This is a genomic window from Chryseobacterium contaminans, assembly GCF_001684955.1.
GTDB lineage: Bacteria > Bacteroidota > Bacteroidia > Flavobacteriales > Weeksellaceae > Chryseobacterium > Chryseobacterium contaminans.
The window spans coordinates 1-16090 of record NZ_MAYF01000135.1; the positions used below are offsets into that span (position 1 = coordinate 1).

23 protein-coding genes are annotated in these 16090 nt (G+C 32.1%); 1 reads left to right on the plus strand and 22 read right to left on the minus strand.

Annotation, left to right across the window (positions count from 1 at the left end; genetic code table 11):
* From BBH99_RS09425 to BBH99_RS09520, 20 genes are all read right to left on the minus strand, one after another.
* A partial coding sequence (locus BBH99_RS09425) for a serine hydrolase domain-containing protein (protein ID WP_066694934.1) occupies positions 1 to 1251 on the minus strand: 1251 nt, incomplete at its 3' end.
* Positions 1252 to 1317: 66 nt separating this feature from the next.
* Positions 1318 to 2100, minus strand: a complete 783-nt coding sequence (locus tag BBH99_RS09430; protein ID WP_066694935.1) for a hypothetical protein — start codon at positions 2098 to 2100, stop codon at positions 1318 to 1320.
* 36 nt (positions 2101 to 2136) lie between these two features.
* Positions 2137 to 2511 (minus strand): VOC family protein, encoded by a 375-nt coding sequence (locus BBH99_RS09435; RefSeq protein ID WP_066694936.1) that lies wholly within the window; start codon positions 2509 to 2511, stop codon positions 2137 to 2139.
* Between the two features lie 14 nt (positions 2512 to 2525).
* Positions 2526 to 3071, minus strand: coding sequence for a dihydrofolate reductase family protein (locus tag BBH99_RS09440; RefSeq protein WP_066694937.1), 546 nt, complete (start codon positions 3069 to 3071; stop codon positions 2526 to 2528).
* Positions 3072 to 3169: 98 nt separating this feature from the next.
* A complete protein-coding gene (locus tag BBH99_RS09445) occupies positions 3170 to 3889 on the minus strand; it encodes a phosphodiester glycosidase family protein (protein ID WP_066694939.1) in 720 nt (239 codons plus the stop codon).
* Between the two features lie 69 nt (positions 3890 to 3958).
* Positions 3959 to 4243 carry a hypothetical protein gene (locus tag BBH99_RS09450; RefSeq protein WP_066694941.1) on the minus strand — a complete coding sequence of 95 codons (285 nt, stop codon included), beginning with the start codon at positions 4241 to 4243 and terminating at the stop codon, positions 3959 to 3961.
* 28 nt (positions 4244 to 4271) lie between these two features.
* Positions 4272 to 4697: a DUF1801 domain-containing protein gene (locus BBH99_RS09455; RefSeq protein WP_066694942.1), complete on the minus strand. Its 426-nt coding sequence runs from the start codon at positions 4695 to 4697 to the stop codon at positions 4272 to 4274.
* 42 nt (positions 4698 to 4739) lie between these two features.
* Positions 4740 to 5321, minus strand: a complete 582-nt coding sequence (locus BBH99_RS09460; protein ID WP_066694944.1) for a hypothetical protein — start codon at positions 5319 to 5321, stop codon at positions 4740 to 4742.
* A 40-nt stretch (positions 5322 to 5361) separates the two neighbouring features.
* Positions 5362 to 6021: a DUF2461 domain-containing protein gene (locus BBH99_RS09465; RefSeq protein WP_066694946.1), complete on the minus strand. Its 660-nt coding sequence runs from the start codon at positions 6019 to 6021 to the stop codon at positions 5362 to 5364.
* A 209-nt stretch (positions 6022 to 6230) separates the two neighbouring features.
* Complete coding sequence (locus tag BBH99_RS09470; RefSeq protein WP_066694948.1) at positions 6231 to 6641, minus strand: SMI1/KNR4 family protein; 411 nt, start codon at positions 6639 to 6641, stop codon at positions 6231 to 6233.
* Between the two features lie 144 nt (positions 6642 to 6785).
* A complete protein-coding gene (locus tag BBH99_RS09475) occupies positions 6786 to 7370 on the minus strand; it encodes a hypothetical protein (RefSeq protein WP_066694950.1) in 585 nt (194 codons plus the stop codon).
* A gap of 199 nt (positions 7371 to 7569) precedes the next feature.
* Positions 7570 to 7860, minus strand: coding sequence for a hypothetical protein (locus BBH99_RS09480; protein WP_123873091.1), 291 nt, complete (start codon positions 7858 to 7860; stop codon positions 7570 to 7572).
* Positions 7861 to 7925: 65 nt separating this feature from the next.
* A complete protein-coding gene (locus BBH99_RS09485; RefSeq protein WP_123873093.1) occupies positions 7926 to 8369 on the minus strand; it encodes a hypothetical protein in 444 nt (147 codons plus the stop codon).
* A gap of 90 nt (positions 8370 to 8459) precedes the next feature.
* Positions 8460 to 8939, minus strand: coding sequence for an ecotin family protein (locus tag BBH99_RS09490; RefSeq protein WP_165601906.1), 480 nt, complete (start codon positions 8937 to 8939; stop codon positions 8460 to 8462).
* A gap of 69 nt (positions 8940 to 9008) precedes the next feature.
* Positions 9009 to 9587 carry an RDD family protein gene (locus BBH99_RS09495; RefSeq protein WP_123873095.1) on the minus strand — a complete coding sequence of 193 codons (579 nt, stop codon included), beginning with the start codon at positions 9585 to 9587 and terminating at the stop codon, positions 9009 to 9011.
* Positions 9588 to 9619: 32 nt separating this feature from the next.
* A complete protein-coding gene (locus BBH99_RS09500) occupies positions 9620 to 10123 on the minus strand; it encodes a hypothetical protein (protein ID WP_066694964.1) in 504 nt (167 codons plus the stop codon).
* Positions 10124 to 10217: 94 nt separating this feature from the next.
* Positions 10218 to 11123: a Kelch repeat-containing protein gene (locus BBH99_RS09505; RefSeq protein WP_123873097.1), complete on the minus strand. Its 906-nt coding sequence runs from the start codon at positions 11121 to 11123 to the stop codon at positions 10218 to 10220.
* A 279-nt stretch (positions 11124 to 11402) separates the two neighbouring features.
* A complete protein-coding gene (locus tag BBH99_RS09510; RefSeq protein ID WP_066694968.1) occupies positions 11403 to 12005 on the minus strand; it encodes an SMI1/KNR4 family protein in 603 nt (200 codons plus the stop codon).
* 108 nt (positions 12006 to 12113) lie between these two features.
* Positions 12114 to 12608 carry a hypothetical protein gene (locus BBH99_RS09515; RefSeq protein WP_066694970.1) on the minus strand — a complete coding sequence of 165 codons (495 nt, stop codon included), beginning with the start codon at positions 12606 to 12608 and terminating at the stop codon, positions 12114 to 12116.
* 51 nt (positions 12609 to 12659) lie between these two features.
* Complete coding sequence (locus tag BBH99_RS09520) at positions 12660 to 13184, minus strand: hypothetical protein (protein WP_066694972.1); 525 nt, start codon at positions 13182 to 13184, stop codon at positions 12660 to 12662.
* 842 nt (positions 13185 to 14026) lie between these two features.
* On the opposite strand from BBH99_RS09520, the gene BBH99_RS09525 reads away from it, so the two are divergent.
* Positions 14027 to 14251: a helix-turn-helix domain-containing protein gene (locus tag BBH99_RS09525; protein ID WP_068944690.1), complete on the plus strand. Its 225-nt coding sequence runs from the start codon at positions 14027 to 14029 to the stop codon at positions 14249 to 14251.
* Positions 14252 to 14391: 140 nt separating this feature from the next.
* Here BBH99_RS09525 and BBH99_RS09530 read toward each other — a convergent pair whose 3' ends face one another.
* Together BBH99_RS09530 and BBH99_RS09535 are read right to left on the minus strand one after the other, a co-directional pair.
* On the minus strand, positions 14392 to 15261 hold the full coding sequence (locus BBH99_RS09530; protein ID WP_066694976.1) for a phospholipase D-like domain-containing protein: 870 nt from the start codon (positions 15259 to 15261) through the stop codon (positions 14392 to 14394).
* A 150-nt stretch (positions 15262 to 15411) separates the two neighbouring features.
* Positions 15412 to 16077, minus strand: coding sequence for a hypothetical protein (locus BBH99_RS09535; protein WP_066694978.1), 666 nt, complete (start codon positions 16075 to 16077; stop codon positions 15412 to 15414).
* Positions 16078 to 16090 lie beyond the last annotated feature (13 nt).

Below are 16090 nucleotides of genomic sequence, written 5' to 3' on the forward strand. Positions count from 1 at the left end.
AGAATTAATTTTTCCGGTTTGGTCCAGTTGAAAGGAGAATGTTATATTTTCATCCAATTGAAATAAAGTATTGCTGACAGGAAATAATGAACATATCGGATGTCCTTTTTCTCTGAAAAGAACTTGTCCATCAACAACTGTTACATAAAATTTAGTATCTCCTGTAGAATAAATTCCTTTCAGTTTTTTTAATTCCTGTAAATTAACTTTTGGAACAGCAGGAATCTTATATGGTTTATTGTATATTATATTTTCAATCTTCGGTACGATGAGATCTGTATGTGCTAAAATAGAATTAGACATAGCAATGAAACAAATATCATCATCCAGAACTGTGTAATAAATGCTTCGGTAACCTGGCCCGCCACCGCCATGGCCAATTCTTTTTTTACCGTCAACCATTAAGACATCACTGCCCAATCCGTAATGATCATTAAGATAAGGGGTAAACATTTTTTCAATGGTTTCTTTTTTAAGGATTGTATTGCTTTTAAAAGATTCATTGAACTTGAAGAGATCTTCAACAGTAGAATACATGGCTCCGGCAGCAAAAGGATGATCGGTTTTAAAACGAAAAGCTTCGTTGGACATATGATTGGATAAAAAATCATATCCGAAGGCTTTATTTTCATCAGTAACCGTGTTAAAATGAAAACCGGTGTGATGCATTTGCAGAGGCTTCAGAATATAGCTTTCAATGGCTTTTTCGTAATCCATTCCGGATGCTTTTTTAATAATATATCCAAGAATATAATATCCGGAATTGGAATAATCCCATTGCTTACCCGGTGAAAAATTCAGAGGTTTTGCGGAAATGAATTTGATAAATGTTTTTTCATCTACAGTATTTTCTGAACCGGTTTCATTGGGTATGCCGGAGGTATGGGAAAGAAGGTTCGCAATAGTGATGCTGTCTCCTTTTGGAAAGTCCGGGTAATATTTGGATAGCTTATCATTGACGGAAAGCTTTCCCTCTTCTTCAAGCTTCAGAATTACTGTTGCTGTGAACATTTTTGTGGTGGAGAAAATACGGTAAATACTGTTATTGGTATTTTTTTCTTTTTTAGGACCGTTTTTGTAACCGTAACTTTTTTCAAAGATAATTTTTCCTTTTTCAGCAACCAGGACAGTTCCGCTAAACAGATTAGCATTGTCATAAGCTGTTAATAATTGTTCCAGCTGTTTTGCTTTTTGTGAAAAAATAGGACTGGCTGCCAATACTACCATAAGGCAGGTTAGAATGATTCTCATGTATCTTTTTATTATAATACAGTTGTAAGAGAATCTATATTACATCCTGCTAGTAAAAAATATCAATTATATTTTTTCAAAATATTTTCCTTTGAACTGATACCGGATCTTTTTAGTCGTAACCTTAGAATCTGCCTGTATTAAAGGAATACTGATGATTTTATTTTTCTGGTCATATTCTATTTCATAATCCTTTCCTTCATATTGCCTGTTGGAAGAGGAGGTAAGGTCTACTTCATAGCCCAGTTGATTTTTTATTCCGCTTTGGGTCTTAATGAGCTGAGCTTTATCATTCAGCTGCCCATTATCAATGGAAAAAATAGTAATGGCATGATAGCTCATTCCAGAACTTAGGATTGCCTTACTTTGAGCAAGGTAATATTTTTTGTTTTCTGAAATAACATCATTGATCTGGTAGTAATAACGTCCCGGATCTCCTTCACCCTGGTTTTCTACAGCTTTAGAATGTATTTTTCTATCAGGAGTTTCATACTGGTAGACATTCTTGAAAAAATGCATGCTTCCGCCTGTCCAGCTATCCCATGAATACACCCTGAATTTGCCATCTTCGGAAGTGGTCATAATAAGCCCGATTTTCTTTAAAGATTTAAAATCATGGTGAAGAGTCTCAGGATATGAAGAGGTATATCTGACTAATAAATTTTCAAATTTTGTATTGGCAGAGGATAAAGAATCATAAAAGTTTTTATGATCTCTGCCCTCGGAAGACCAATAATCAATTCTTTGAAAGGCACTATTCAGCTCCTTTTCAATAGTGGATATATTTTGTCCCAACAAAAAATGAGTAGCAAATAAAAATAAAGTGATCAATATCGTCTTTGCTTTCATGGTATGGTTTAGGTATTAAAAGTTTAATATCATTTGTTATTTTCTGCATTTTAGCTGAAATACATTTCCTTCAGGATCTGTGCCGTCACACAGCCAGAAATCATAGTTTTCAAAAGTTTTGATGGCTCTCATTTCTACTTTTTTTGCAACTAATTCATTTCTTGCTGTTTCAATATCAGTATCTACTTCAAAAACAAGTTTGGTATTATTATCAAATTGGTATCCAGGCTCAATATTGTCCAGATACTGATCTCCAATTGTATGAAGTCCAATATTTACACTTCCTGCATTCATCAAAATCCAGATAGAGTCTTCTTCAATCACTTTGAAATTAAAATTTTCAACATAAAAACGTTTAATCAAATTGATATTTTGCACATAGAGAATGATGGAATCCAATTTAATATTCATGCTAAGAAAAGTTTTTACTGTTGTGGATGATAAATGAGCTGTACAACACCGGATTTAAAAACATTTGTTTTAACGAGTTTTAAATTTAACCGCTCTTTCAAATCTTCAAAAAGAGGTTTCCCGCTTCCTAAAGCCACCGGATGCACAGAGATTCTGTACACATCAATAAGATTATTTTGAATAAAGGTTTTAATAAGACTTGCTCCGCCATACAGCCAGATATCTTTTCCGCCTTGTTTTTTTATTTCTGAAACTTTTTCTACAAGATCAGAATGAATAAAAGTTGCCTTTTCATCTTGCCGGTCTTGGCTTGAAAATACAAATTTCTTCTTGGCATGAATGGTTTTCCAGAATTCAAATTCTTCCGGCGCTGCGTTTTCATCAGGCTGATAGTTTCCCCATGCGTCATAGCTTACCCTTCCGTAGAAAATAGTATCAATTTGTGATAGGAAGCCGTCAAAATCCATATCATCATCCATAATGCACCAATCGATTTCTCCATTGGGGCCTTCAATAAATCCGTCTAAGGTTGTGGCCAGGTCTAATATGACTTTTTTCATGTTGAATAAGAGTAATAGGGTTAATCTGTTGTTAAAATGTAAGAGAAAGATAAGTATATTTTACCTGTTGGAGAGAATTTATTCTATGAAAATAATTTCTATTTAAATTCTGTAACTCCTATCATCACTCCAAAATCTCCATCGGTTTGGATCCATTTCTTTTCAGGAAGATAGGCTCTGGAAACATAGCCGTCAAGATATAACGCATTCTTACAGCCCAATTCCTTAAAAAGCTGGGCAATACTATAAAAATTGACTTCTTTTTTAGACATTGCAAAAATAATTTCTCCATTTTCCAGAATACCAACCCCATTTCTAATATTCAGGTTTTTAGAATCTTTTTGAAAAATGGGGTTCACCTTTCCGTCTATTAATAACATAGGTCCGGACTGGGTTGCATACTGAATATCACTATTGTGCCTGTATTTTTTAGTTTCAGTAATTTTAGGTTGATGGTTTTTGGTCATATAAAATATCCCGTTGGGCTGAAGGTAGAAATTTCCGGAACCCTGCAAGGTATCTATGGGCTTCAGTGTTTTGAAATTTTCAATATAAAGTCCTTTTGGGGAATTATCAGGCTCAAACATCCCGCCGTTCATGGCAAAAAGCAATTTTTTATTTTTGGACTCTGCATCATTTTTCAGATTGTTGATGCTCTTTAGAATTTCATTTTGACTGTTTTTCCAGTATAGCTTTATATCCTGTTTTTTAGGATCTGCCTGATAGATGACAAAGTTATTTTCATGCTGTATTTTTTCTTTACAAGAGATGAAAAGAAGGAGTAGGAGAGACAGGACATAATTATGTTTTATAAGCATAAGATCACGAATTTAAGATTTCTAATCGTCTGTAATCACAAAATATTTCTTTAAGATATTTATAATGAGTTATTGAGCTTGCAGCCTGATCCAGTTCAGGATAAACAGCATAATAAAAATTCCTGCAATATAAAACTGTACTTTGTTCACCTTTTTTGCCCCAAATCTCCAGACACAAATTCTGTCTGTAATGATGATGAGAACAACCGGAATCAGTCCCAATAGTATATACATTCCTGCTAAACCATCTGCTGAGAATGCCATATAAGAAAAAAATAACCCGATAAGAAGAGACAATATTCCTGAAATGAGGAATAAGGTGAGTTTGCTGGTCGTTTTATTTGATGGCTTCATGGCTGGTGTTGATAAAATTGCTATAAAATTACGGCTTTTGCTGGTAGCCATAACCTATAGCGGTCTTGAGAACCTCAATATTGATGTCTTTCAGTGCTTTAAATTTAATGCAATATCCGGTTACGCTGGCTTTTCCTATTTCTTTTCCAAAGGTTTCTGCTAAATAGGTTTTATCATCTATTCCCATAATGTAAACAGATATTCCTGTAGTATTGGCGCTCATTCCGATCTGATAGAATTCTTTAGTTTTTCCATCAGCATATTCCATGATATGAAGTCCATAGCCGATATTAGGATTGGAAACTGTTTTACCTTCATCATTTTTACCATCCAAAAACCATAATTTCCCATCCGGCATAAGCTCCAGTATGATGCGGTGTAGTTCCAGCATATCATTACGCTTAGGTTCAGGCTGGCTGTTGATGTATTCTGAGATTTGTTCTTGAATGTTCATATCAAATACTGATTACTTGTGTAAATTTAATAGGTGAAATATTTATGAAATCCAGGTGTTCTTCACTTTTAAAATTTTCCACTTATTGTTAGTCTTTTTTATATAAACAGCATATCCACGTCCACATGATGGACCACAATAATAGGTAGCTTCAAAAATTCCGTTTTCTTTTGCCTCATCGAAATAAATTTTAGAGAAGATTAAACCACCGGAAAACTTAGGATATTTATTTTTCCATTCATTTAGATTATCTGTAATGGGAAGTTCATTACTATCTTTAAGAAGGTATCGTAAGGAACTGTATTTTTCTAATGTAAAATTCCAAACAGAATCATTGGCGAGTTTATATTTTGAAACGTTGCCTGCTAAAAAATCATCCGGGGCTATGTAATTTTGAATATTAAATGCAACAACCCTATGTAATGTATCCTTCTTAATTGAATCTTTTTGTTTTTCAGAGTATTGAAACCCTGTGTAAGTTCTCAGATCAACCAATGTGGAATCAACCGCAGACAGAAAAATATCATCAAATACTTTTTTCTCAAAGTCAACGGTATTCTTCTTTTTATGGCAGGAAGTCAGGAAAATACCGGTTATCAAAATGGCAATTTGTAATATTTTCATGGTAAGTATAAGAAAAGCTTGGATGATAACAATTTCAACTCTAAATTATGGGTTCTCCATTAAGATCTGTTGCCAGCACTTCACTCATATAATCAAAAAAAGGACGCATGGCCAGTAAGGTTTTCAATACTTCCTCCTGAAAATTATCTGCGAAGACCTCTTTATCGGTAAACTTTCGCATCACTACCAATTGTTTTTTGCGGATCAGATCTATGGCTGGATGATTTTTATCAAAACCCCGCGGAGCTGTTTTTACAGCCTCACCTTTAAGTTCTCCGAAATAGTTTACAAAGGTTTTATCAGAAGTAATCTTTTCAATTTCCTTGGTACTGATTTCAAATTCTTTACGGATACGAAGTAAATCCTTGGCATCAGGCCCCCAAAAACCACCGCCTACAAAGCTGTTGCCAGGTTCAAGCTGAATATAATATCCACCTCTGAGCATCGGTTTTGAACGGGAATACCCCACTCCGAAATCAGTTTTATAAGGGGTTTTATCTTTAGAAAAACGAACATCCCTGTAAATTCTGAAAATATGAATTCCTTTTATTTTGTCGTGCTCCTGAAGTTCATTGTAGATCTGAGTAAAAAAGGTTTTGTTTTCTTTTACAATTGAATCATATTCTGATTTGTGCTGGGCAAACCAATCACGGTTGTTGTTTTCTTTTAATTGCTTGAGGTATTCGAAGGCTTTTTTCATAAAGGTTGAGAAGTTATGAGTCTTATTTTTACACGATAGGACTTAGTATTCAAATCTACGGATAAATGTTAGATTAAAAGTTCTTTATAGAAACTACCTTAAAGGAAAAAATAAATCACTTTGGAAATAGAGCGGTTTTTATTTATTGATGGAAATGATAAGTATGATGTTAACGTTAATAGAGATATGATATAGCAGATAAGTTTCCATCAATACAAAATATCTGCATCTGAATTGATAAGAAGGATCGCTTCAGAAAAAGTATTTGCTATTAATTCATGTGATTCACCACTATTTTTAAACACTCCATCTTTTCCTTTCACAAAACCGAACTGAATGGCATTGATCAAATAGTCTGCAAATACAATGAAGTTTTTATCACTTTCATGATGGTATTCTTCCAGTGTTCTTGCTAATGGCCAGATGGAGAACATATTTTTTGTCCAGTCCCAATCTGCGAAACCATCCAGTTGAAAATAAAAATTTTTAAAATCTTCTGGAAACTGAAATCCGAGAATTTGTTCTGTCGCTTTGAGGGATTCTTGTGTTGCAGGTTGGCTAAGTTTGATATTTTCACTTATCCAATTTTTTATGACGATGTCGATCGCAATTGATGTCATTCTACAGCTAAATTATGATACAATATAGTGAGATATACTATTTCGAGGGTTATTGTCTGAGATTTTTTTGTGCAAAGTCGGGAGGATTTGCGCAGCGGGGAGGTGATGCTCATATCAATGGGGGAAGCTTTGCGGAGCCAGATATCAGTGATATGTTTTTATTTTCTGTAGAATAACTGAATTATTCTTATGTGTATTCTTCTCAAAGAGAAGATCTAAAACCTCTCCATACAATGCTCTTTGCTTTTCATTTGGAACATTCATAGGGTTGATTTGAACTAATTTTCCATTGGAGTATAAAATGATAATGTTTGTTGACATACCATCCATTGCAGGTTTTAAATCTTTATCATTAAAATCTTCTGATGTGAAGGAATCTGATATTCGCTCAATTCTTTCGATATCATTTTGGGACAGATTAATTTTGAAGGGTTGCAGTTCTGGTCTTTCATCAAGATATTTCAGATATTCCTTTTTTTCCTCGATACTCCATTTTTCTCCATTTTCTTTTGATGGTGGGGGAGGTGGAGGTGGGTTATAGGAAACCGGACTGTAAAAAATTAAATATTTTTCATTAAAATTTAAGATGGTTTCAGCAGGGAGATGAAACGTGGGATAGTATCCTATTTTTATCAGAACAGGTTTAGGTTTTTCAGTTTTATTATCATTTTTCTTACTACAAGAAGATAAAAGTACAAGACAGAATAATAGCAGCGTGAATTTTTTCATGGTTGGTATTCAAATATACATAGATGCTTTTACTTAGTTGGCCTCTCTTGCTCAGGTGCTGGAGGAGGTTCTGGGAAAATATTTTTACTTTTAAACTCGAAATTTCTTTGGGTTTCTGTTAGTTGTAATGACTTTTTTGTTTCATAAATCCAATGAGCAAAATTTTGTAACGATTTTGGGGCATTATTGCTATGAACTTTTATGATTTTCCTGATCTTACCTTTTCTAATAAAAAATTGAAATATTCGCCATCTTTATAATTTTCAAAATACAGCGTATCCAGATTTTTGAAGTCTATATTTGAAATAAAACTATCCAATTTAGATCTTTGGCTTTTATTAGGAGTAGAAAAATAATTGGTTTTGCTTTTAGGAATTTCTGTGTTATCTGATGCCCAATTTTCATATAAAAATATTGAATCATTTTTACTTTGAAACTTTACTGAGAAGTCTGTCTCAAAAGTATTACCATAGGAAAAATCAAAATTCATCAAATTCTTGCTTTTTACATCCCAAAAATAGAATTGAGATAAAATGAGTGTTTTATTTTTCATGATTATTCTCTGATTCTTAACTTGAATCTATTGAACTTTTTTTGTGTGAAATAGAATTCTATTGCGAGCAGTGAGTAAAAAAATGATGCTAAAAGTAGGATGAATGTGATATCTCCCTGAAAATCGGGATTAATTATTTTTTTAATAATAGCGAACAAGAATATCATTAATAAAAGAGTGAACCATATATACCCAAAGAAGCTTAATCTCAATTTAGGGTTTTGAAGATCATTCCTTTTAAAAACAATAATTAGAGTAGGAAGAACTATTGAGAAATAAGTTTTTATTCTTGTAACCTCAATTCTATTCTTAAATTCTCTGCCAAAGAATAACTTTCCATCAGCTGTTAAAGAAGCTGTATTAGCCAAATCTAGTATCATAGAACTTCTCTTTGTATTTTCCCTGATGGCTTCATCAATTTTAGTATTACTAAAATTTAAATTCATTTTAATCATAGTGTTTTTTGTGTATGGTGGTGAACTTTTTGTTTTGGTGAGTACATTAATCAACGGGTATAGTATGCTGTATAAGTTTTTTTAATGCTCTACATTCTTAAATTCTGAATTTACTTTCCATAATCTGTATTCTATAGTCCAATTTTCAGGGATATAAAATGGAATTGTATAATATCCATTATACTCCCTAAAAATGTTTTGAGAACTTAAAATTTTCTTTTTAACTTTCTTGGATTCTTTGCAGTTAGATTTGTTAAAGGTGAAGATATCTACTGGTATTTCTTTAGGTAATACATAATAAGGGTATCTGTAAGGTGGAATTGCATATTTGTTTTCTAAATTCTTACTGTTAAAACTAAAATCCTGAACATCTGAGCATTCAGAAACCTCTATTTCCATCCCAAATTTTATTTCCACTTTATAATCTTTGTCATTCTCAATTTTCGGAAGTTTAAGGTCAACTCTTTTCATTCCTTTTTCAGGTTCAGGATAATTGGGCTTTTCTTGCGAATATATGTTTAATGAATACAGAATAGAAAAGAATAGGATTACATTTTTCATGGCAAATTTTATTTTTATTATTGGTTCAAAATCTGAAAACTTGAGCATGTGGATGAGAAAGTTATAATTTTAATTTACTGGTGCAAAATCTGAGGGATTTTGTGTATTAGCTGTTTGTTCTTCCAACATTTGTTTTATTTCTTTTAGCATTTTTTCTTTTACAATATACGTTTTCGCAAATTTGTTGTTGAGATACATATTAAAGTTCATTACAGTTTTCCAAACTCCGGTTCTGTCTTGGTGGTCTGTAAATGTGGGAAAAAGATTGATTAAACAAAGAATATTTCGTTTTAATGACCTTGATAATGAGGGCTTGTGCGCAAAATCATCAACTACAATTAGCCTAAATATTTTTTTTCCTAAAGTTTTTCCAAATATGGTTTCGCAGATTGCTCCATATACTATAACTATTGCAATAGAGATTAGTAAACTTTGAAGGACTGTAAGGTTGAAAAGAAAAATTAAGATTAAAATCCACGGAAGTATATCAATAGTTTTTGCAAATAATCTTTGGGTTTCACTATTCTTAAAATATGGATTGTATTTGAAGTCATACTCATATTCTTCAAAAATTCTATGCCCATATTTGTCAGCCATTCTTGATGGTCTATGGATGATTCTGTGAACTTTTAACTCTGATATTCTCAATGGTTATGGTTTAGAATGATTTTCAGTTGTTGTTATTTATTTTCTGCCAGTAATTTTAAGGAAACTAAATAATCAGTATCAAAATCAATGGTTCTTATTTTTTCTTTTGTAAATTCTCTGTTTTTGTCCCAATTTGCGTTCAAATCAATCCAGGTTAAAATAATTTTCTTATCCGTAAGCTTTTTTAATTTTCCAGGATAAATTGCATCATCTCTTTTCTTAGTCAAACTGAGAATTCCAAAGTTTTTGTTGATACTTTCAGCTATTGAATCAAAATTTTTAAGCGATATTTTATGTATTTTCTTGTCAACAGAAATACCTTTTAATTTCATTGCTTTTTCTACAAATTCAGTCTCATCATTTGTAGTAATATTTTTGATATTACAATTTTTTATGACAGAATATCCATCTAAAACAAAATCAACAGGATTGGATTTGATTAAAAACCAATCTTTGCTATAGTTAATTAAAATTCCTTTTTGTGGTTCTTTATCCTCAAATTCAATGATAATAAGTTTATTTAATAATTTTTTCATGGGTATAATTTAAATGTGAAAGCAAGTTATTTTAGGATCGATTATAATCACAGCCAAAGTGATGCATTAGCGAAGTATTTGCAGTGAGTACGTTCTAGTTAATATCTGCCACCTGTATACTTTTAAGAGCTGAGCTGGTTACAGAGGTTGTACTTCCCCCGATGATGTATAATTTATTGTTATAGACTTCCGCTGCAGCATGTCTTCTGGGAATCATATTGGAGGACAACTGATGTAGTGTATTGGTTGTAGTATCAAAATAAGCCAGAAAATTTTGATTATTAACCCCACCAACAATAAAAATTTTATTACCGGATACCGCTAATGAGTGTCCGTATATACCGGAAGGCATTGTATATTGATGGGTCCAGAGATTGGTTTTGAGGTCATAAACATTAATCAGGCGGGATGGGGTACCATTAAAACCACCAATCACATAAAGCTTATCATTTACAATTTTACCTTTTGTTTCTCTGGCGGTGGGCATATCGGGTAATGGATTCCATGTATTGGAAGCAATATCATAATACTGGAATTTATCAGAGAAAACAGTGGTTTTGGCTCCGCTTAATCCGCTGCCACCGAATACATATATTTTTCCGTTATGGATGGCCGAACCTGCATTTCCCGTATACGAACGGTTCACAGCTCCCTTCGTTACTTTCTGGGTTTCAAGGTCTACAATTTCAAGATGGCTGTTTCCCCAACCGTTAAAAATATAGATTTTATTATCGTAAGTCTCCGAATTAGCAAATTTTTTGGTCAGTAGAGTAGCATTGAGAATACTCCATTTGTTATCTGTAATATTATATTTCTCAATATAATTAGCGTCACCTCTTTTTTCCTGATAACCATTGCTTACATAGATATTATCATTCACGATTACACTGGATGCAGCACCTCTGTCTGCAGACATATTAGCAAGGCTTTTAAAATGAAGTGTCTGTGCATGGCTGAATAATGAGCCTAAAAATGAAAGGAGTAATAACTTTGTTTTCAATGGTGTTAATGCTTGGTATTTATTTAAGTTTCTTTAATTGAATAGTGTGGTTTAAAGATAGGAAAAAGTTGAAGAGATTTTTCTAAAATTGCTTTTAGTTAAAATGAGCCGCTATCCGAAGTTTCTTGACTTCGGATGATTTATTTTATTTTATTTTATTTTATTTTATTTTATTTCCGCAAAGTCGGGAGACTTTGCAGGGCAGGGATTTTTTTTCAGCGCAACATTTTTCTGATATTTGAAGTGTATTGACTTTGTGATATATTCAGATGGAAATGTTTATTTGTCTATTTTTTTATTCCAAAATGAATTGGGATCAATTTTTTTTGGCCTTATATATCCAAAAGAAAAAATATCCTGTGCAATTCCCATTGATAAATTGTCTCCCCAAAGTATGATATCATTGCCAAACATTGAAAGAGTAACCTCTTCATTATTTATTATTAAAAACCGATGCCCTAAATAGGGAAATATGGAAGGAACATTTTGATCTTTAACAATATCTTCAGTCACTTTATTGGCTTCCATTATCCACTCAATTGTTGATTTAATTATTGGAATGTCATCGGGGTATGAATAAAATATAGGACCAAAATCAATTTCTCCCTCACCCCCATTATTATCCATACCTGGTCTATCAAGCCCATTCATTGTTCTGTAATAGTTTTTTAATGACTCTGGAAAGGTTATATTCAATTGCTTCTGGAAATCTTCCAATTCAGTTTCGGATAAGCCTTTTTTCCATTTGCTTCCTTCCTGAATTTGCAATCCCCAGCAGCAGTCTTGTAGCTCAACTTTTCTCCAATATTTTTCACTTTCTTTTTTTATCCGCTGAAAACTTGAAATTGAATTGTCCAGTTTTTTAAACTGTCTTTTTTTCATGGTTTTTTATAGTTGTCAGAAGTCTCTTGACTTTAGATTTTGTTAAAAAGGTTTACAATGAATATCCAATATATTCTTTTCATTACTTTTCAATCTTTTGATTGGGTTTTAAATTTTTTTGAGATAAATTCTTTTGTTTTTCCATCGGGGGCCAAAAAATAAAAACTTGCTTTGATTAGTGTATACTTTTGATTTCTTTTTCAATTGACCGTTTTTAATTCCGTAAGCAAAAAGTTTATTTCCTTGAATTTTATATTTTAAATGATAGTTGATTCCGTTTTCACTTTTTAAATCATAATGATGATAGTTGCCGGATAATATATCGGATATTGTCATTGAATCATGAACATATTCTACCTCTCCTTTATTTTTATTGAATTTTAAATATAGATCATGACCGCTTATTTTATAAAAGCCAGAAAGTTCTGTATGCTGGAGATCTCCAGAAAATACATAATTAAATTCATTGTTATTTTTTAGATCAATCTTAGTAACAAAGAAACCCAATTCAGCCTTATTTGTTTTGTAAACTCCCTGCAAGTCCTTTTGTGGTTTACAAGAGAAAAGAAGTAATAAAATTAAAATTAGATTGAAGATTTTCATGGTATTCAAATATACATGATTTTAAATAGTGGATGTCCCCAATATGTGTTTTTATATTTTCTCTTTCCTTTCAATAATAAGGTACGCTGCATCCAGCATTTTAATCATATGAATATATGGGTTTATCATGTTCCTTTCCGGTAGTTTGTCATAGATTCCCATTGAGAAATAAACCATCCCGGAAATAAAATAATCAAATTCCTTGATGCTGTACTCTTTGAATGCTTTTTTAAAGACCAACAACGGATTTTGGTATTCTTTCTCAGAAAGCAAGCCAAGAGCCAGCGGTGAAACATCTTCCAACTGAGTATTGACCACAAATTTCTTTTCTTTCAGTATTAGGAAATAGCTTGCACGGACAAATGACCGCATCGCCTGGTGAAAATGATAAATGACGGAAGGATCTTCTTTTATCCAGCTATTTCTTTTAAGGGCATAGCTCATAATGGTGTTTAAAAGCTCTTTGGTGGCTGTCAGATCATTGAGCTGAAAAAACGTCTCCATCTGCTGTAAGCCACAATGCTTCTTCCGGCCTTTCCCAAGCCGGGATTGAAGGTCTGTTCTGATTTTTTTCATGAGTGTGTATTTTTATCGGTGATGTATTTTTAATAATTTTTTTAACACTATATACAGTTTACATCACTGTCATTCTGACGAAGGAAGAATCTCATAATATGACCTAGATTCTTCATTTCACTTCGTTACATTCAGAATGACAGAGTCATAATAATAAGATAACAGCATTAGTGAATTGTATGTAATTACCTTTTTTAAACCATTAAGAGCTTTTTAAGTAATGAAGAATAGTTAAGATCATAGCTAAAACTATGTGTTCAGCGGGCTGCTTCATCCATCTTTGATGGATCTTAACTTATCTTATTCTCTTTATTTTTCTTAATGGTTTTAATTTTTTGTTTTATTGTACAATTTTACTGTCCGTAAAGGAATAAGTTCTGAACTTTCTGCCCATACAAGCCCAATGGATATGATAGAATTTGTGTTTTTCTAAAAGCCCTAAAGCCGCAATGGATTGTACACCCCATTGTACCGTATCATGATACTTTATGTGGTAAAGCAGGCTTAGAAAAAGATAATTGTAGAAAAGCAGAACAGCATGAAAATAAAAACGGCATGAGACTCTACAATATCTGTAATAGGGGTACTGGTATACCTTGAGACAGATAAGGAGAGCCCACGCCTAGGTCGTGAGCTTCCTGCTTATCTTCTTGTCTCTTAAAAATTACCAGTTTTCTATTACAAGATTCTAAGCAATAGCTTCTATATTTCTTTGAAGTATCGCAAAGCTACATTTATTGTAGCTTATTGTACAAATATAATATAATTTTTGAATTGTAGGTTAATTCAACTACATTTTTTTATTGTAAACTTTCCAAATTGCTTTGATAATGGTATTTGCAATGGATAGAATTGAATTTCGAATAGCTTTTGGTAAAAGAGTTGAAAAATTTAGAAAGAAGATGGGATTAAGCTATCGTGAGTTAGCTCAAAAATGTGATGTAGACCATAGTAATATCAGCAAAATTGAAAAAGGAGAAGTTGATTTAAGAATTTCAACAATACAGGAACTAGCTAAAGGTTTGGAAGTTCATCCGCAAGAATTGTTTGATTTTAAAATAGAATAAAAAGCCAATCTCCGAAGTCTTCAGATTTCGGAGATTAGTTTTTAATAGACTAGTTTTTATTTTATTGGCGCTAGGTCAGGAGACTTTGTGCAGCGGAGATTTTTATATGAAAGTACTAGTTATTAACGTCGATATTCTTATTAATGAGTGTTTTTTATTGAATTATAATTAACAAGATGGTGTTCTTTTCTTTCAAGTGAAGTTTTATAGACTTCACCAACAAAACCCAATATTTCAAATAATTTAACAGCATCTTTATCTTGGCTTTGAAAGAAATTGAAAAGCTTTAAATATTCTCTTGCCAAATTTAAATCATTTTTTGTGACAGGATTTATAGCATGATGTAATAAATTATAGTCCGTTAATGATATACCTAAACCACAGCCATTATCATCACAACAAATAGCATCACCAATTTCAATTCTATTTTCTTCTATACAATATTTGCAAGATCCACCACCAGCATAGCTTTGACAATCATCATTTGAAACGAAGTTACCACCATAACCTGGACAAGTATGCAGAGATATTGGATCTGGAATAAATGTATTACCACAAAATGGGCATCCATTTTGATAAAGGTCAGCAAAATTCTTATTAACAGGTTCTGCCGTTATGGACTCTTTTTCTATTAATTTTAAAAGAGCTTGATATAAAATTAAACTCGAGTTGAAAGAGTCTGTCTCGATAAGTGTACTAAATTCGCCTTCTTTGTTTGCCTCATATAAATTTTGTGAGCCAATTATAACTGTGTTGTCAATAAGATATAATTTCCCATGAAAGTAACTTTGATCTATTTTAAGTGCGTCATTTGGGATGTAATTACTATCACTTCTACAAATTGTTAAGCTATATACATTTTCAGGAATAAGTTTTATATATTCATCGTATGTTTTTTTTCCAATGTATGCGCTTAATAGGAATACGCGTTCCTGTGCATTAATTAATAATTGTTTAAGCTTATCCCAGAATTCCTGTCCATATAAAAATTGAAGTTTTAATTGCTGCATATGCTATTTGCTATTTTATTTTTCACTTTATAATACTGTTTTTTTGAAAAGCGAAGTACATACAAAATCAAAGTCGTCTTGATTCTTCCTTTGTTGTTCGTAGTTTCCTTAATTTAAAATTATTTATTTTATTTTTATAGTAGATAGGAATTAGCTTGTTTGCATTATAAAATTTAAAACTCCTTGATACATCAAATTTACTTGATCTATATTGTATTCAGAATATTTTCCATGAGCAGCTCGATTTCTTAAATCTAGCCAAGCTGTTATATTTTTTTGTTCCAATATTCCATAGACCCCTGCTTTAGTTAAATCGGCATTTAAAACATTAGCTTTTTTAGGAATTACATCATGCTCTTTTGTAATTACTGTTTCAATGTGGGAATTTTCACAAAGTTTTCGTAAATGTTCCTCCAAAACAGAGCCTATCATAACGGCTGCTGGATCTTTGTATTTTTCATCAAGCAGATATTTACTCATTTCTAAAAAGTTAGAAAACACCTCTGCTGTAACTAATTTTTTGATTTTTTCTAACCAATCTAATTCTATTTCATGTCTAATTGAGTATAAAATATTCAATCCAGCCTTAGCTTTATAAAAATAATTATGATCTACTAGTCTTGTAAACTCTTTATAGTATGTATGATTTTCTCCAAATAGATTTGCTATAAAAGATAAAGATAAAGTTCTGAACCCAGCATGTAATCCAGCATCAACAAAATCATCACTAAATTCGGAATATGTTTTAGTATTTAATAATTTATTTCCTTTATCAATAATTAGGTCGATTCTTGTAATTAATTCTTCTTTTTTCATGGTTTGGCAAGTT

Coding starts and splice junctions, on each gene's coding strand:
- BBH99_RS09430 (WP_066694935.1), bottom strand. CDS start 2,100: ATGAAAGCAAAGACGATATTGATCACTTTATTTTTATTTGCTACTCAT.
- BBH99_RS09435 (WP_066694936.1), bottom strand. CDS start 2,511: ATGAATATTAAATTGGATTCCATCATTCTCTATGTGCAAAATATCAAT.
- BBH99_RS09440 (WP_066694937.1), bottom strand. CDS start 3,071: ATGAAAAAAGTCATATTAGACCTGGCCACAACCTTAGACGGATTTATT.
- BBH99_RS09445 (WP_066694939.1), bottom strand. CDS start 3,889: ATGCTTATAAAACATAATTATGTCCTGTCTCTCCTACTCCTTCTTTTC.
- BBH99_RS09450 (WP_066694941.1), bottom strand. CDS start 4,243: ATGAAGCCATCAAATAAAACGACCAGCAAACTCACCTTATTCCTCATT.
- BBH99_RS09455 (WP_066694942.1), bottom strand. CDS start 4,697: ATGAACATTCAAGAACAAATCTCAGAATACATCAACAGCCAGCCTGAA.
- BBH99_RS09460 (WP_066694944.1), bottom strand. CDS start 5,321: ATGAAAATATTACAAATTGCCATTTTGATAACCGGTATTTTCCTGACT.
- BBH99_RS09465 (WP_066694946.1), bottom strand. CDS start 6,021: ATGAAAAAAGCCTTCGAATACCTCAAGCAATTAAAAGAAAACAACAAC.
- BBH99_RS09470 (WP_066694948.1), bottom strand. CDS start 6,641: ATGACATCAATTGCGATCGACATCGTCATAAAAAATTGGATAAGTGAA.
- BBH99_RS09475 (WP_066694950.1), bottom strand. CDS start 7,370: ATGAAAAAATTCACGCTGCTATTATTCTGTCTTGTACTTTTATCTTCT.
- BBH99_RS09480 (WP_123873091.1), bottom strand. CDS start 7,860: ATGAATTTTGATTTTTCCTATGGTAATACTTTTGAGACAGACTTCTCA.
- BBH99_RS09485 (WP_123873093.1), bottom strand. CDS start 8,369: ATGAATTTAAATTTTAGTAATACTAAAATTGATGAAGCCATCAGGGAA.
- BBH99_RS09490 (WP_165601906.1), bottom strand. CDS start 8,939: ATGAAAAATGTAATCCTATTCTTTTCTATTCTGTATTCATTAAACATA.
- BBH99_RS09500 (WP_066694964.1), bottom strand. CDS start 10,123: ATGAAAAAATTATTAAATAAACTTATTATCATTGAATTTGAGGATAAA.
- BBH99_RS09510 (WP_066694968.1), bottom strand. CDS start 12,005: ATGAAAAAAAGACAGTTTAAAAAACTGGACAATTCAATTTCAAGTTTT.
- BBH99_RS09515 (WP_066694970.1), bottom strand. CDS start 12,608: ATGAAAATCTTCAATCTAATTTTAATTTTATTACTTCTTTTCTCTTGT.
- BBH99_RS09520 (WP_066694972.1), bottom strand. CDS start 13,184: ATGAAAAAAATCAGAACAGACCTTCAATCCCGGCTTGGGAAAGGCCGG.
- BBH99_RS09525 (WP_068944690.1), top strand. CDS start 14,027: ATGGATAGAATTGAATTTCGAATAGCTTTTGGTAAAAGAGTTGAAAAA.
- BBH99_RS09530 (WP_066694976.1), bottom strand. CDS start 15,261: ATGCAGCAATTAAAACTTCAATTTTTATATGGACAGGAATTCTGGGAT.
- BBH99_RS09535 (WP_066694978.1), bottom strand. CDS start 16,077: ATGAAAAAAGAAGAATTAATTACAAGAATCGACCTAATTATTGATAAA.